Raw genomic sequence first — 14137 nt, 5'->3', positions numbered from 1 at the left:
GAATGCTTCGGAAAACAACAGTAGAGTCACAGTGCCAAATGAAAAAAGCGAGGTATTCAACGATTTACTCGTTAAATACCTCGCGATGTGAGAAGATATGGACTTTTTCAGTGCCCTCCTTCAATGGAGAGCCCTTTTTACATGTGTTTATTAATTATCTTTAACGTCTTTTCGGTTTTTCTTTAACATTTTAGATAGCATTTCATAAACGATTGGTACAACTACTAATGTTAATAAAGTTGAAGATAGTAGACCACCGATTACTGTAATTGCTAGGTCTTTTGAAATTAGACCACTGCCACCATTTCCAAGTGCCATTGGAATCATCGCACCGATTGTTGCTATGGCAGTCATTAGGATTGGACGTAAACGAGTTGCACCAGCCTCTAAAATGGCCTCGCGCATTGCAAGTCCGTCACGTTCCATATGAATAATGCGGTCTACTAATACGATGGCGTTTGTTACTACGATACCGATTAGCATTAATAGTCCCATCATAACAGAAACAGAAATTGTTTGACCTGTGACGAATAATCCGACGAATGCTCCAATTACTGCGAATGGCAGGGAGAACAGAATAGCGAATGGTGCTAAACCTTCACCGAATGTTACTACTAGGATGAAGTAAACAATCGCGATCGCAGCTAACATAGCAATTCCAAGCTGTGTGAACGTTTCTTGCATGTCTGCAGCAACGCCTCCAACGCCAGTCGTTACACCTTTAGGTAAATCTAATTTATCGATTTTTTTATCAGCAGCTGAAGTAGCTTTTGAAATATCGTCACCTACAATCGTACCAGAAACTTTTGCGAAGTATTCACCTTTTGAGCGAGATAATGAGTTTAATGTAGTGCCTTCTTCTACTTTTACTAACTCACCGATTGTCATTGTTGTGCCTAAAGCTGTTTGAATTTTAGTAGCTAATACATCATCAAGAGATTTAGCGGCAGCTTTTTCTTCATGCTGTACAAGAACATCAATATCTTCACCATCATACTGAACTTTAGTTAGAACTTCTGGTGATGTATTTTGATTTAAAGCCATTACAATTTGAGCAGTAGTTAAACCGTATTGTAGAACATTTTTTTGCTCTACTTTTAAAGTATTCTCAACAAATGGATCTTCAGTATCAGACTTAATTTCTTCTAAACCATCAACTTCTTTTAGTGCGCCTTCTACTTGTTTCACTGCTTTACGGAGCTTATCTAAATCTTCACTATATAATGTGTAACTTACTTCATTTGAAGATGATGACATTGATGAGAAGTTTTGAGATTTCCATTCTCCTGATTGACCAATGTTAGTTACATAATCTTCAACTTCTTTACGTGCTTCAGGGAAGTCCTTCATATCTGGATCGAAGATGAGGTACATTAAGGCACCACCGGCACCGCCACCCATCATCATTGCCGAAGGATCAACATGTTTAGGGTCATTGATCGAAACTTGTAAAATATTAACGTCTTTACGTTTCATTAATTCTTTTTCTACTTTTGCAACATTTGCTTCTGTATCTTTCATTAGCTCGCCTGTACCAGGAGTGTACGTTAAGTACATAACCTTATCTTCTTGTGAGCCCATGAAACTGAAGCCAATAAGTGGTGTTAAAGCAAGAGAACCAACAAGCAGTACAATCGCTATAATCGATGTAATGATTTTGTGATTTAATGATTTTGCTAGTACACCTTTATACCAAAGAGCTAGTTTACCAACTTCTTTATGTTGACTTTCTTTTTTCTCACCGTATATTTTTTTACGGAATAGGAAGTGAGATAAAGCTGGAACAATTGTAATCGCCACTATTAATGAAGCACCTAGCGCAAACGACATTGTTAACGCAAACGGCATGAATAATTCACCAACCATACCGCCTACAAACATTAGTGGGGCGAATACTGCTACGGTTACTAATGTAGAAGAAAGGATTGGTTTGAACATTTCAATTGTCGCTTCACGAATAAGAGCGCGACCTGTTAGTTTTTCATCTTTTAAATGGATACGTCGATAAATATTTTCAACAACTACAATGGAGTCATCAATTACACGACCAATCGCCACGGTTATCGCGCCGAGAGTCATAATGTTTAAGGTGATATCCATCCAGTTTAATAATAGTAATGCCATGAATACTGAAACTGGGATAGAAATAATCGAAATAATTGTTGATTTGAAATCACGTAAAAATAGTAAAATAATTAATACGGCAATGGCACCACCGAATACTGCTTTTTCAATCATTGTGAACACTGAATCTTCAATCGGTTTACCTTGGTCAAGTGAGATATCCACTTTTAAGCCGTCTAATGATTTTTCTTCGTCTTGCATTAAATCTTTCACTGCATTTACGACTTTTACCGTATTTGCATCTTGAGCTTTAACGATTTGAATCGCAATCGCATCTTTGCCGTTTGTACGTGATACGGATTGTACTTTACCTTCGACTTCAATCGTTGCAATATCGCCTAAGCGAACGAATGGAGAAGGATTTGTAGCTGAAGGTGTAACTGGAATCAATAAGTCTTTTAACTCATCGATAGATTTAACTTTACCGTCTACTGAAACGGCCTGTTCACCTACAGTAAATTGATATAAACCAAGTGAAAGCGACATATCACTTGCTTGAATCATTTGCTTGACTGAATCCTCTGTTAAGCCAAGAGCAGCCATTTTTGCTTTATCATATTTAAATGATACTTCATTAATGTGCTGACCGTTGATAGTTGCTGAAGCAACGCCATCAATTTTTTCAATTTTAGGAAGTAGAATGTTTTCTACTGTTGACGTTAATCCGACAATATCTTCCTTAGAGCTACTAACCGATAAAGCGACAACAGGCATCATATTCATGCTAATTGCCATAACTGTCGGTTTTTGAGCACCGTCAGGTAATTTTATACCTTCTAACGCGGACTCTAATTGGCGTTTTTTCTCATCCATATCAATTCCATAGTCATATTCCACTTGAACTTGTGCTACGTTTGAAGAGGATGATGAGTAAACTGCTTTTACATCTTCTAAGCTTTCAATTGATTTTTCAAATGGTATAGAAAGCTCATTCATTACTTGTTCAGGTGTTGCACCAGGGTAAACACCCATTACAATTAAATATGGTATAGAAATGTCAGGTATGGATTCCATTTTCATTTTTGTACCTGAATAAATACCAGAGACAGTGATGATAATTGTTAATAACCACACTGCCAATTTGTTTTTCAATACGAAATTAACTAAACCTTTCACCTTCACACCTACCCTTTATTGACTAACTAGATTTCGTTATTTATACTAATGACTAATCGGTCATTTGTCAATGAAACACATTAGGAGAGAATTAAAAGTATGTTAAAAAAGCAACTTATTATGGAGAAAGCGTTGGAGCTATTCTCAGAACAAGGCTTTGAAGCTACATCTGTACAGCAAATTACAGAACGATGTGGAATTTCAAAAGGCGCATTTTATTTATCTTTCAAAACAAAAGACGAGCTTCTAATTTCAATGGTAGAGAATTATCTACAACAATTTGTGACTGACGTTGACCAAGTAGTCAGAAGTTCACTTAGTAAAGATATCATTTTGGTTGAATTTTACAAAAGTATTTTTCAAGCTTTCAAAAAACATGCTGCATCTGCTCGTGTGTTTTTTAATGAGAAAGTACTTCTAACAAAAAAAGAATTGTTTCAGAAAATAATTGCCTATGATATCGAGATGTCTAAGTCGATTATTTATATGCTTGAGCAGCTATATAAGGACAAACTTGACGATACTAAATATGATGTTATGTATTGCATTAAAGGATTCATGAAAAGTTATTCAGAACTTTTTATTTTTTCGGATATACCACTCGATTTAGATCAATTGTCTAAATCTCTAGCTGAAAAGACAGAAATTCTTGCAAAGTATACAACGATTCCATTTATGACCGAGGAACTCGTTCAATTAACAGCAAAACCTTGTAATGAAGATTTTTCAAAGGAATCTTTACTAGAATTAATCGAACAACATCTAGATGGCTTAATAGACACTATAGAACGCGAGTCTCTAGAATTATTAAAAGAACAAGTCGAAAATCCAACCTATAGTAAACCGATTATAAAAGGTTTAATTGAAAACATACGCTTGCAGCCAGATTATCGTTGGGTTGCTTATGTAATAGCTAAATACTTTAATATGTAGACATAAGGATAGGATTGTACACTTATCTACATGTAATACAGTGTCTGTAACGATAGATAAAGTTTAGTTAAGGTTAAAGAATATTGTACGAAAACTCGAAGTGTTAGCGGCAATTAAGTAATTGTCTAGGTGACTAGAAGTGTGGGTATGGTTTCTGACAGTGTTGAAATAAGGATAGAATAGCCATTCTTGTGTTACTCTAATTCATTATTGTTGAAATGGTTTTAGAGTCGTCATACTCTATACGAAAAAAAGAGCAAAGAGGTTCCAAAAAAATGAAAATAAAAAAACTACGCAATTTTGCGTAGTTTTTTTATGATAATTAAACTTCCATAATGATCGGTAAAATCATAGGGCGACGTTTTGTTTTTTCAAACAAATATGGTCCTAAAACGTCGGTAATTTCATTCTTTAGCTCAGTCCATTGAGGAGTTTTGCCTTGAATGGTCTCGTTTAGGTGACGGTTTAGCATTTTTTGTGCTTCATTAATCATCGTACCTGACTCACGCATGTAAACAAAGCCTCGTGAAATAATGTCTGGACCGGAAACGATTTTTTGGTTTTCCATATCCACACTTACAACAACGATCACTAAACCTTCTTCAGAAAGAATGCGACGATCGCGTAATACGATATTACCGATATCTCCTATACCATTGCCATCAATATAAACGTCTCCTGAAGGAATACGACCTGCTACATGTGCTTCGTTGGCACTTAATGCTAGCACGTCACCATTCTCCATGACAAATGTATTTTCAAGCGGAACATCACAATCTTCTGCTAGATGCGTATGCATTTTCAACATACGGAATTCACCGTGAATTGGCATAAAGAATTTAGGCTTCATTAAGCGCAACATTAATTTTTGTTCTTCCTGAGAACCGTGACCAGAAGTATGGATATTATTTAGTGCACCATGTATAACTTCTGCCCCTGCACGGAAAAGTAAGTTGATGATCTTATTTACACTTACTGTATTTCCTGGTACTGGTGAAGAAGAGAAGACAACTGTGTCACCAGGCTGGATTTGGATTTGACGATGTGTACCATTGGCAATACGAGAAAGAGCAGCCATTGGTTCACCTTGAGAGCCTGTACATAATATCATGACTTCATTGGCAGGAAGACGATTAATGCTTTGGGCATCAATAAATGTATCCTTTGGTGCATTAATATAGCCTAGTTCACGACCAATTGTAATGGCATTATCCATTGAACGTCCGAAGACAGCAATTTTTCGTCCGTATTTTACTGCAGCATCTGTTGCTTGCTGTAAACGGTGAATGTTAGATGCGAAAGTTGCGAAAATAATACGACTATCTACCTTGCGGAAAATTTCATCGATACTTTTACCAACTGTACGCTCTGACATTGTGAAGTTCGGCTTTTCTGCATTCGTACTATCTGAAAGTAAGCATAGTACGCCATCACGGCCGATTTCAGCCATTTTTGTTAAGTTGGCTGGCTCTCCTACAGGTGTAAAGTCAAATTTAAAGTCACCTGTATGCACGATGTTACCAGGTGGTGTTTTTACAACGATTCCGTAAGCATCTGGAATACTATGTGTTGTTCTAAAGAAGCTAACAGATGTTTTTCTGAACTTAATAACATCTTCTTCTTTAATTTCGATAAGCTTTGTTGTACGTAGTAAGCCATGCTCGTCTAACTTATTGCGTAACAAACCAAGTGCAAGCTTACCGCCATAGACAGGAACATTTACTTGACGTAATAAGTAGGGAATACCACCGATATGGTCTTCGTGTCCATGTGTAATAAATAATCCTTTAATTTTGTCAACGTTGCGTACTAAATACGTATAATCCGGAATAACGTAATCAATACCGAGTAAGTCGTCTTCTGGGAATTTAATGCCGGCATCAATTAAAATGATTTCATCTTGAAATTGAACGCCGTAAGTGTTTTTGCCGATTTCGCCCAGTCCGCCGAGCGCGAAAACAGCTGCTTGGTCATTTTTAACAAACTTCATGTTTGTTAAATTTCCTCCAAGATAAAGTTCGGGCTTGCTTGTTCGTAGGCTAAATAGTTACCTTCAAGCAATTGAACGAACTCGATGTTATAGTTTCGGTCTTTTAGCTTTTCACGTACTTCGCGTTCTGAAGCAGCTTCTAGGTATAGACTTTTAGTGTTTTCGCGAACTGGAATTTCATTTGCTTTTTCTTGATAATAAACTTTGTAAATCATAGTTTGCTCTCCTTTAATTGCGTACAATTTTATTGCACCTTTGACTAATACCACACACGTACTACAAGAAAAAACAGCAAATTTCTAGTAAGTAAAGGAAGAAATTAGGTGTTTGAAGTTCTTATATTCTCAGTGTTACAATCCAGACGTAATTACAACAAGGTGTAATTGAATTATGCAATGAGACAGTGGTTGCACATAGCCAAATAAATGCATTTCCTTTATATTATCACGCAGTTACTCTAAAATAAAGAAAAGCCCTTCAAATAATGAAGGGCAAATGTTAGGCAATTGATTTTTTTCCGAGTATGCCGCGAAGTTGCTTCAACAATTTACGTTTGAATTTCTTCAACATGGCACATCACTCCTTAGGATCATTATAATAAAAAATATTGCCTCTGTAAAGTCAACAACCTTGCAGAATAATACATAATGAAGGGGACTATAAGATGAAGAAAATATTATTTTTTGATGTAGATGGTACACTTTATAATAGTGAGAAAATATTACCGGCTTCTGCGAAAGAGGCACTTTTGGAAGCGCGGCGTAATGGATATGAGATAGCGATTGCAACTGGACGTGCACCTTTCATGATTCAATCCTTACTAGAAGAGCTAGATATTAATACGTATGTGACATTTAACGGACAATATGTTGTTTATCGTGGTGAGGTTATCTATGCAAATGGTGTTGGAAAAGATGAATTAGCCAAAATCATTGCCTTTGGTGAAGCGCGAAATGAACCTGTAGTATTTTTAGACGACAAGCGTATGGTTGCATCCGTAGGAAATAACGATATGGTAGTAGAAAGTCTAAATACACTGAAATATGAGTATCCAACTATAGACTCAACTTATTATATGCAGAACGATGTTTATCAAACACTTATTTTTATGGAAGAAAAAGATGAACATTTATATCGTAAGGCATTTCCAAACGTGCAATTTGTACGCTGGCATCACTATTCTTGTGATATTTTACCGAACGGAGGCTCGAAGGCTGCTGGTATTGAAAAGGTCCTTGAGAAGATAGGGCTGACGTTAAATGATGCGATTGCTTTTGGGGATGGACTCAACGATATTGAAATGTTGCAAGCTGTTGGAACTGGCGTGGCGATGGGGAATGGACATGAGAGAGTAAAGGCTGTTGCTACTCATGTAGCAGAGCATGTGGACGAGGATGGTCTTGCTAAAATTATGCGCCAATTAAATATTATTTAATTTATTTCAGCGGAGTCCAAACATTCGCTGAAATAAATAAGGTCTCCGGCACGCTAATAAAGGATTTTAGGTTAATTGATCTGCATCCTGTTATTGTTACCGCTCTGCTTTCGCGCAAAAGACATCTGCTGCTGCCGCTCCGCTTACGCACAAAAGACATTTGCAGGCATAAGAGTAAGCTGACTCCAGGATGTAATTATGCCGAGGCATAATTCATTAAAGAAACTAAAGAAGCAACTAGTTGTTAATCAATTCTTACAACTAGTTGCTTTTGTATTTAGTAATTTATTCAGTTGTTTTTACTATTTTTAGTTGTACACCTTTATCCGTGAAGTGATTAATCGTGTCTTCTGGTAGGGCGTTATCAGTAATAATCATAGCTACCTCATTTACTGGACAAACTTGAATGGCGACATCTTTGTTAAATTTTGAAGAGTCTGCTGCTACATAGACAGTTTGAGAAATATTTATAATTTGTTTCCGGGTAATAGCCTCTTCTAAATTGAAATCGGAAATTCCTTTTTCAATCGATACGCCACTAGCACAAATAAACGCTTTATTAATATTAAGGTGATCGAAGCGGAAGAGGAAATCGTTAGACGTTACTGATTTTTCGGAATGTCGAATTTTACCACCGAGGATAATCACTTCGATATTGGAGCCAATTAAATCAAAGGCTACTGGAAGTGAGTTTGTAATGACAGTTAATTTTTCTTTCTCTAATAAAAATGGTGTCATTTGGTATGTGGTTGTTCCGCTATCTATAAAAATGCATTCCCCATCTTGTGCTAAAGAAGCACATGCTTTTGCAATAGCGATTTTTTCTGGTAGCTGTTCATGAAGTCTGTGATCGATCAATCCCTCAACAGGTTCCAGATATTTTACACCGCCATAAAACTTCTCGATTTTCTTTTCTTGAACAAGTTGTTGAATATCACGACGGATTGTTTCCATGGATACGTTGAACTCATTTGTTAGTGTTACTAATTTAACTACCTTATGCTTCCGTACAAATTGCAAAATAAGCTGCTGTCTTTCTATTGTATACATTTCATCACCTCTCCTTATCATTTACTCAAAACACTTATAACCTTGTCAACACTTGGTCAGAATTTACTCAACATTTACACAAGTCCATAATTTCCTTTACAAATAGTCCCTAAACTAAAACTAAGAACTAAAGAGAGGTGAAGGATTTGTTAGAACTAAAAAATATCTCGAAAAACTATAAAAATAAAAAAGTTATAGAGAATATAAATTTAAACATTCAATCTGGTGAAATAGTTTCTTTACTAGGACCGAGTGGCTGTGGAAAAACAACTTTACTCAATATTATTTTAGGTCTTACAAAACAAACGAATGGACAGCTTTTTTTCAATGGACAAGATATATCGAAACAATCAATGCAAGAACGAGGGTTTAATATTGTTTTTCAAGACTTTGCATTGTTTCCGCATTTAAATGCGTATGACAATATCGTGTATGGTTTGAAGAATAAACAAGAAGGAATGTCAAAAATGGAGGTTCAGGAATATATAGACTTTTTAGAACTGACCCCACATTTACATAAAAAGATTCATGAGTTATCGGGTGGACAAAAACAACGCGTCTCTATAGCTAGAACACTTGTCATGCAGCCTAAAATTTTATTGTTAGATGAACCGTTAAGTGCACTTGATGGGGTAATAAAAGAATCGATTAAAGAACGAATTCAATCTATTGCTCGCCAATTTAATTTAACAACTATTATTGTAACCCATGATCCAGAGGAGGCGCTCACACTTTCGGATAAAGTGCTAATTATTAATGAAGGAACTGTTTCGCAATTTGGAACGCCACAAGAAATAGTAAATACGCCGGAAAATAAATTTGTGGAAGATTTTATATTAAGGCAGCTTCATATAAAACGTCATAACATCTATCAGCTATTTGGAGAATCTTATGCTTAAATCAAATAAAATGATGAAATTGATTTTTCTGCCAATTATTTTCTTTTTTATCTTCTTTTTAGTTGTTCCGTTATTTTATATGTTTTGGCAGTCTTTAAAAAAGGGGAATGCCATCACCATTCAAAACTATGTGGAAGCATTGCAAAATGTAGAGATTCGTGATGCGTTTTTCAATAGTTTTCAGGTCTCTTTAGTAGCTGCTTTCATAACGACTATTTTGGCTTTCTTATTGGCATATGCTGTTCATTTTACAACGATGCATCGCTTTGTGAAAAAGCTTGTGCAAGTTGGTATTACATTACCGATGCTATTGCCGACCATTACATATGGCTTTGTACTCATTTATACATTTGGTAATCAAGGGATTATTACGAAGATATTTGGTCAGCCCTTGTTTTCGGTATATGGATTTAACGGTTTGTTAATTGGTTATGTGCTTTATACATTACCTGTTGCCTTTATATTAATGCAAAATTCCATGCAATACATTGATAAACGTTTTCTGCTAGTTTCGGTGTTGATGCATGATCGTCCGTTGCGAAGATTTTATCATACAGTATTTCGCCCGATGCTAGGGACGATTGGTGGGGCATTCATCCTATCATTTGTTTTAAGTTTTACGGATTTTGGGATACCTGCGTCAGTCGGTGGTGGCTACAAAGTTATTGCAATTGAGTTATATCAAGCGATGCTTGGCTCCATTGTGCATTTTGAGAGAGGCGCAGTAATTTCAATTTTAATGTTAGTACCTGCCATACTTGGAGTTGTTATGTTAACGATTTTAGAACGGTTTAATTTTCAGTATAAGCAAGTTTGTAAAAGTGACCTCATTGTCCATCGGTTCCGTGACTTGATGTTTACTGTTTTCTCGTTTGTTTGTGTAGGTGGAGTGTTCATCATGTTTTTAACGATATGTATAGTACCTTTTACGAAGGGCTACCCATATGATTTCAGCTTTACACTAGAGCATGTGAAAAACGTACTAGCTGAACCGGGCTTGAAGACAGTCTATATGAATTCGCTAATTGTTGCTGCTTTGACAGCTATTTTAGGTGTGGGTGTAGCATTTGTGTCCGCTCTATTAAATGTACGAACTCCTATTAAAGGAAGGAAAAGCTTAGATCTTGCTTCGATGATTACGAATACTGTGCCAGGCATGGTACTGGGTCTTTGTTATTTATTTTTCTTTAACGGAAGTACTTTTAAAGGGACTTTTCTGATCATTATTGCGTGTAATATTGTTCATTTCTTTACAACGCCGTATTTAATGGCCAAAAATTCATTGCAAAAAATGGACCCGACATGGGAAGTAACGGCAGAGCTATTAAAAGATTCGTGGTTAAAAACTGTTATTCGCATTATTTTGCCGAATATCAGACCTACAATTTATCAAATGTTTAGCTACTATTTTTTAAATGCCATGGTAACTGTTAGCGGAGTAATTTTTCTTGTCAGTACAAAAACGATGCTTGTATCGACACGTATAAAAGAACTTCAACATTTCGCGAAGTATACAGATATTTTTGTCCTATCGATTTTTATTTTATGTACAAACCTCATTGTGAAATTAGGTTGTGACTATATAGCAACACCTAAAGAAAAACTAAAGGAGCATAAAGATGAAAAAATCAACAGTAATGATGTTAGGTACAGTTAGTTCAGCAATTGTTTTAGCTGCTTGCGGAGGAGCGAATGCGGAATCGAAAGATCAAGTAATTATTTATTCAAATGCAGATGATGAAGCAATTCAAGTAATGGAAACAACTTTAGATAAAGAAGGTTATAAAGGGAAATATTTAATCCAATCATTCGGAACATCTGAACTTGGTGGGAAAATGATGGCAGAGGGGAAAGACATTGAGGCGGATGTCGTTACGATGGCTTCCTATTTCATTGAAAGTGCGCAAAAATCTCAGTCGATGTTTGTGGACTTATCTTCAGAGTTAAAGCCTTTAGATGATGGTACTACGTTTGCATTGCCGATTTTGGGGAATATCGGCTCGATTTTTATTAATACGGATTTATTACAACAAAAAGATTTGCCAGTCCCGACGTCTATAAAGGATTTAACAGACCCTTCTTATAAAGATTTATTGTCATTTCCAAATATTCTAGACTCATCAACAGGTTGGTTATTAGTACAGGCGATTATTAATGAGTATGGAGAAAAAGAAGGCCAAAAAATAGTAGCTGGTTTACTTAAAAATGCTGGCCCGCATATCGAAAGCTCAGGCTCTGGGCCTATTAAAAAAGTGAAAACGGGCGAAGTGGCTGTAGGGTTTGGTCTACGTATTCAGGCAATCGATGCTAAAAAAGAAGGGTTACCGATTGATTACATCGATCCAATAGAAGGTAATTTTACATTAACAGAATCTGTGGCTGTAGTAGATAAAGAAGGGGATGAAGCATTAGCCCGTGAAATAGCAAAAGTAATAGCAACTGATGCCCGTCCTGATTTGTTGAAGCAATATCCTGTTGCTCTTTATGAAGGTGAACAAGTAAATGACGAGTTTGTTCCTAAATATTTAAAGAAATGGGACACAACATTGACGGTAGATTTATTAGAAAAACATCAAGCGTTCTTTAAAGAAGCACAACAATAAGGAGCTATTAATTTTATGAACAACTATAAATTATTAACACCAGGACCATTAACGACAACAAAAACAGTAAAACAAGAGATGTTAAAGGATCGTTGCACATGGGATGATGATTATAAAAATGTCACGCAAGCAATACGTAAGCAGCTTTTACAGTTAGCGCAAGTGAAAGAAATAGATTATACAACTGTTCTTATGCAGGGGAGTGGTAGCTTTGTTGTAGAATCTGTATTAACAACTGCGGTTGGTGAGGGAGATAAAATTCTTATTATCACAAACGGTGCCTACGGTGAACGCCTAGTTGAAATGGCTAAAGTGCTGAAGCTACGGCATACAGTTTATAGTGTTCCATATAATGAACAACCGTCTCCATCCGAAGTGAAAGTGCTGTTGGAAAATGATTCAACAATCACACATGTTGCAGTTGTACATTGTGAAACGACAACGGGAATGTTAAATCCTCTTGCTGAAATAGGAAGCGTCGTGAAAGAGTTGAACAAAACGTTTATTGTTGATGCAATGAGTAGCTTTGGTGGCGTACCGATGGATGTATCAGCGTTAGGGATTGATTATTTAATTAGCAGTGCTAATAAATGTATCCAGGGTGTGCCGGGGTTCGGGTTTGTAATTGCGAGAATAGAGGAATTAGAAAAGTGCAAAGGGCAAGCGAGAAGCGTTGCGTTAGATTTATATAAGCAGTGGGAAGTAATGAAACTAGATGGAAAATGGCGTTTTACATCACCTACACATGTAGTGGCAGCTTTTGCGCAGGCATTAGAGGAACTCGCAGAAGAAGGTGGAATACGTGCTCGCTACGCACGATATGCGAATAATAATCATATACTTCGCTCTCGTTTAGAAGCACTTGGGTTTAATGCCTATATTTCAGAGGAGCTACAATCACCTATTATTACAACGTTTTTATTCCCTTATGAAGGGTTTTCCTTCGAGCATTTCTATGATGCGATGAAAAAAGCAGGTTTTGTTATTTATCCAGGGAAATTAACAGATGTTGATACATTCCGAATCGGTAATATTGGCGATATTCATGAAGATGATATGACTACATTATGTAAGGTTATTGAAAATTATATGGCGGTGATGAGTAATGAAGGTTAAAGGTGTTATTTTTGATTGGGCAGGTACAACCGTTGATTTTGGTTGCTTTGCTCCTGTGAATGTTTTCTTGACGGTTTTTGAAGATGCGGGAATCAAGGTAACGCTAGAGGAAGCGCGTAAACCAATGGGAATGCTGAAAATCGATCATATCCGGACAATGCTCGAAATGCCTAGAATTCGTGAGGCATGGAACCGGAAATATGGCCGAGATTTTACGGAACAGGATGTCTTAGCTTTATATAGGCAGTTTGAATCAAAGCTAATGGAATCGTTAGCTACTTACACAGATCCGATTCAGCATGTGAAAGAAACGGTGCATCGATTAAGGGAAGAGGGCATTCGTGTTGGCTCTACGACGGGATATACAGACTCTATGATGGAGGTAGTGACTCAATATGCAGCAGCAAAAGGATATGAACCTGATTTTTTAGTGACGCCTACTCAAGTAGGAGATAAAGGACGTCCGTACCCATATATGATTTTTAAAAATATGGAGGCATTAGGTATTGAGTCGACGAAACAAGTTGTGAAGATTGGTGATACAACCTCAGATATTAAAGAGGCTTTAAATGCAGGTGTCTGGGCTGTGGGTGTTATTGTTGGAAGCTCTGAGATGGGGTTATCTGAAGAGGAGTTTATGGCTTTATCTGAAGAAAATCAGCAAATAGCTATTGAAAAAACAGCACGAATATTTAAAGAAACTGGTGCACATTATACGATTCAAACAATGGAAGAGCTGCCTGTACTGCTCGAAAAAATAAATGAACGTTTAGAACAAGGGATAGCCATATCATAAAGTTGAAAGTGATGGGGAAAAGAGCGAAACGAGCTTGTAAAAAAAGTAGACCCCGCAGTTGATAATAACTGCAGG

General features: G+C 36.6%; 11 protein-coding genes. 7 read left to right on the top strand and 4 right to left on the bottom strand.

Going from position 1 to position 14137, the window contains the following annotated elements; all coding sequences use genetic code 11:
- Positions 1–150 precede the first annotated feature (150 nt).
- Positions 151–3240 carry an efflux RND transporter permease subunit gene (locus tag PVA17_RS18300; protein WP_274068507.1) on the bottom strand — a complete coding sequence of 1030 codons (3090 nt, stop codon included), beginning with the start codon at positions 3238–3240 and terminating at the stop codon, positions 151–153.
- Between the two features lie 99 nt (positions 3241–3339).
- Between PVA17_RS18300 and PVA17_RS18295 the strand changes: the two genes are divergently transcribed.
- Positions 3340–4173, top strand: coding sequence for a TetR/AcrR family transcriptional regulator (locus PVA17_RS18295; protein ID WP_274068506.1), 834 nt, complete (start codon positions 3340–3342; stop codon positions 4171–4173).
- Between the two features lie 322 nt (positions 4174–4495).
- On the opposite strand, the gene rnjA is transcribed toward PVA17_RS18295, so the two are convergent.
- Together rnjA and PVA17_RS18285 are read right to left on the bottom strand one after the other, a co-directional pair.
- Complete coding sequence (gene rnjA, locus PVA17_RS18290) at positions 4496–6163, bottom strand: ribonuclease J1 (RefSeq protein WP_132357700.1); 1668 nt, start codon at positions 6161–6163, stop codon at positions 4496–4498.
- A gap of 5 nt (positions 6164–6168) precedes the next feature.
- Complete coding sequence (locus tag PVA17_RS18285; protein ID WP_100543180.1) at positions 6169–6378, bottom strand: DNA-dependent RNA polymerase subunit epsilon; 210 nt, start codon at positions 6376–6378, stop codon at positions 6169–6171.
- Positions 6379–6827: 449 nt separating this feature from the next.
- Here PVA17_RS18285 and PVA17_RS18280 point away from each other — a divergent pair, with 449 nt between their 5' ends.
- Entirely contained in the window at positions 6828–7598 is a 771-nt protein-coding gene (locus PVA17_RS18280; protein WP_274068505.1) for a Cof-type HAD-IIB family hydrolase, read from the top strand.
- A 285-nt stretch (positions 7599–7883) separates the two neighbouring features.
- On the opposite strand, the gene PVA17_RS18275 is transcribed toward PVA17_RS18280, so the two are convergent.
- The gene (locus tag PVA17_RS18275) at positions 7884–8648 is read right to left on the bottom strand and encodes a DeoR/GlpR family DNA-binding transcription regulator (protein ID WP_274068504.1); all 765 of its coding nucleotides are present in this window, start codon (positions 8646–8648) and stop codon (positions 7884–7886) included.
- A gap of 146 nt (positions 8649–8794) precedes the next feature.
- On the opposite strand from PVA17_RS18275, the gene PVA17_RS18270 reads away from it, so the two are divergent.
- Genes PVA17_RS18270 through phnX form a run of 5 tightly spaced genes read left to right on the top strand, consistent with a single transcriptional unit; the run spans position 8795 to position 14062 of the window.
- Positions 8795–9547, top strand: coding sequence for an ABC transporter ATP-binding protein (locus tag PVA17_RS18270; RefSeq protein WP_132357692.1), 753 nt, complete (start codon positions 8795–8797; stop codon positions 9545–9547).
- A complete protein-coding gene (locus tag PVA17_RS18265; RefSeq protein ID WP_132357690.1) occupies positions 9540–11204 on the top strand; it encodes an ABC transporter permease in 1665 nt (554 codons plus the stop codon). The genes PVA17_RS18270 and PVA17_RS18265 overlap by 8 nt, the downstream gene beginning before the upstream one ends.
- Positions 11167–12150, top strand: a complete 984-nt coding sequence (locus PVA17_RS18260; protein WP_274068503.1) for an extracellular solute-binding protein — start codon at positions 11167–11169, stop codon at positions 12148–12150. The genes PVA17_RS18265 and PVA17_RS18260 overlap by 38 nt, the downstream gene beginning before the upstream one ends.
- Positions 12151–12165: 15 nt before the next feature.
- Positions 12166–13266 carry a 2-aminoethylphosphonate--pyruvate transaminase gene (locus tag PVA17_RS18255; RefSeq protein WP_274068502.1) on the top strand — a complete coding sequence of 367 codons (1101 nt, stop codon included), beginning with the start codon at positions 12166–12168 and terminating at the stop codon, positions 13264–13266.
- Positions 13256–14062 (top strand): phosphonoacetaldehyde hydrolase, encoded by an 807-nt coding sequence (gene phnX, locus PVA17_RS18250; RefSeq protein WP_274068501.1) that lies wholly within the window; start codon positions 13256–13258, stop codon positions 14060–14062. The genes PVA17_RS18255 and phnX overlap by 11 nt, the downstream gene beginning before the upstream one ends.
- The last annotated feature ends 75 nt before the right edge of the window (positions 14063–14137 follow it).

Origin of the sequence: Lysinibacillus sp. CNPSo 3705, from assembly GCF_028674935.1 — a bacterium.
Classification (GTDB): Bacteria; Bacillota; Bacilli; order Bacillales_A; family Planococcaceae; genus Lysinibacillus.
The sequence above is the reverse complement of the archived record's forward strand: the minus strand, read 5'-3'. Positions and strand labels throughout refer to the sequence as shown.

Bases quoted from the DNA above. Each gene is read 5' to 3' on its own strand.
- PVA17_RS18265 (WP_132357690.1), top strand. From the start codon at position 9,540: ATGCTTAAATCAAATAAAATGATGAAATTGATTTTTCTGCCAATTATT.
- PVA17_RS18255 (WP_274068502.1), top strand. From the start codon at position 12,166: ATGAACAACTATAAATTATTAACACCAGGACCATTAACGACAACAAAA.
- PVA17_RS18260 (WP_274068503.1), top strand. From the start codon at position 11,167: ATGAAAAAATCAACAGTAATGATGTTAGGTACAGTTAGTTCAGCAATT.
- phnX (WP_274068501.1), top strand. From the start codon at position 13,256: ATGAAGGTTAAAGGTGTTATTTTTGATTGGGCAGGTACAACCGTTGAT.
- PVA17_RS18280 (WP_274068505.1), top strand. From the start codon at position 6,828: ATGAAGAAAATATTATTTTTTGATGTAGATGGTACACTTTATAATAGT.
- rnjA (WP_132357700.1), bottom strand. From the start codon at position 6,163: ATGAAGTTTGTTAAAAATGACCAAGCAGCTGTTTTCGCGCTCGGCGGA.
- PVA17_RS18295 (WP_274068506.1), top strand. From the start codon at position 3,340: ATGTTAAAAAAGCAACTTATTATGGAGAAAGCGTTGGAGCTATTCTCA.
- PVA17_RS18275 (WP_274068504.1), bottom strand. From the start codon at position 8,648: ATGTATACAATAGAAAGACAGCAGCTTATTTTGCAATTTGTACGGAAG.
- PVA17_RS18285 (WP_100543180.1), bottom strand. From the start codon at position 6,378: ATGATTTACAAAGTTTATTATCAAGAAAAAGCAAATGAAATTCCAGTT.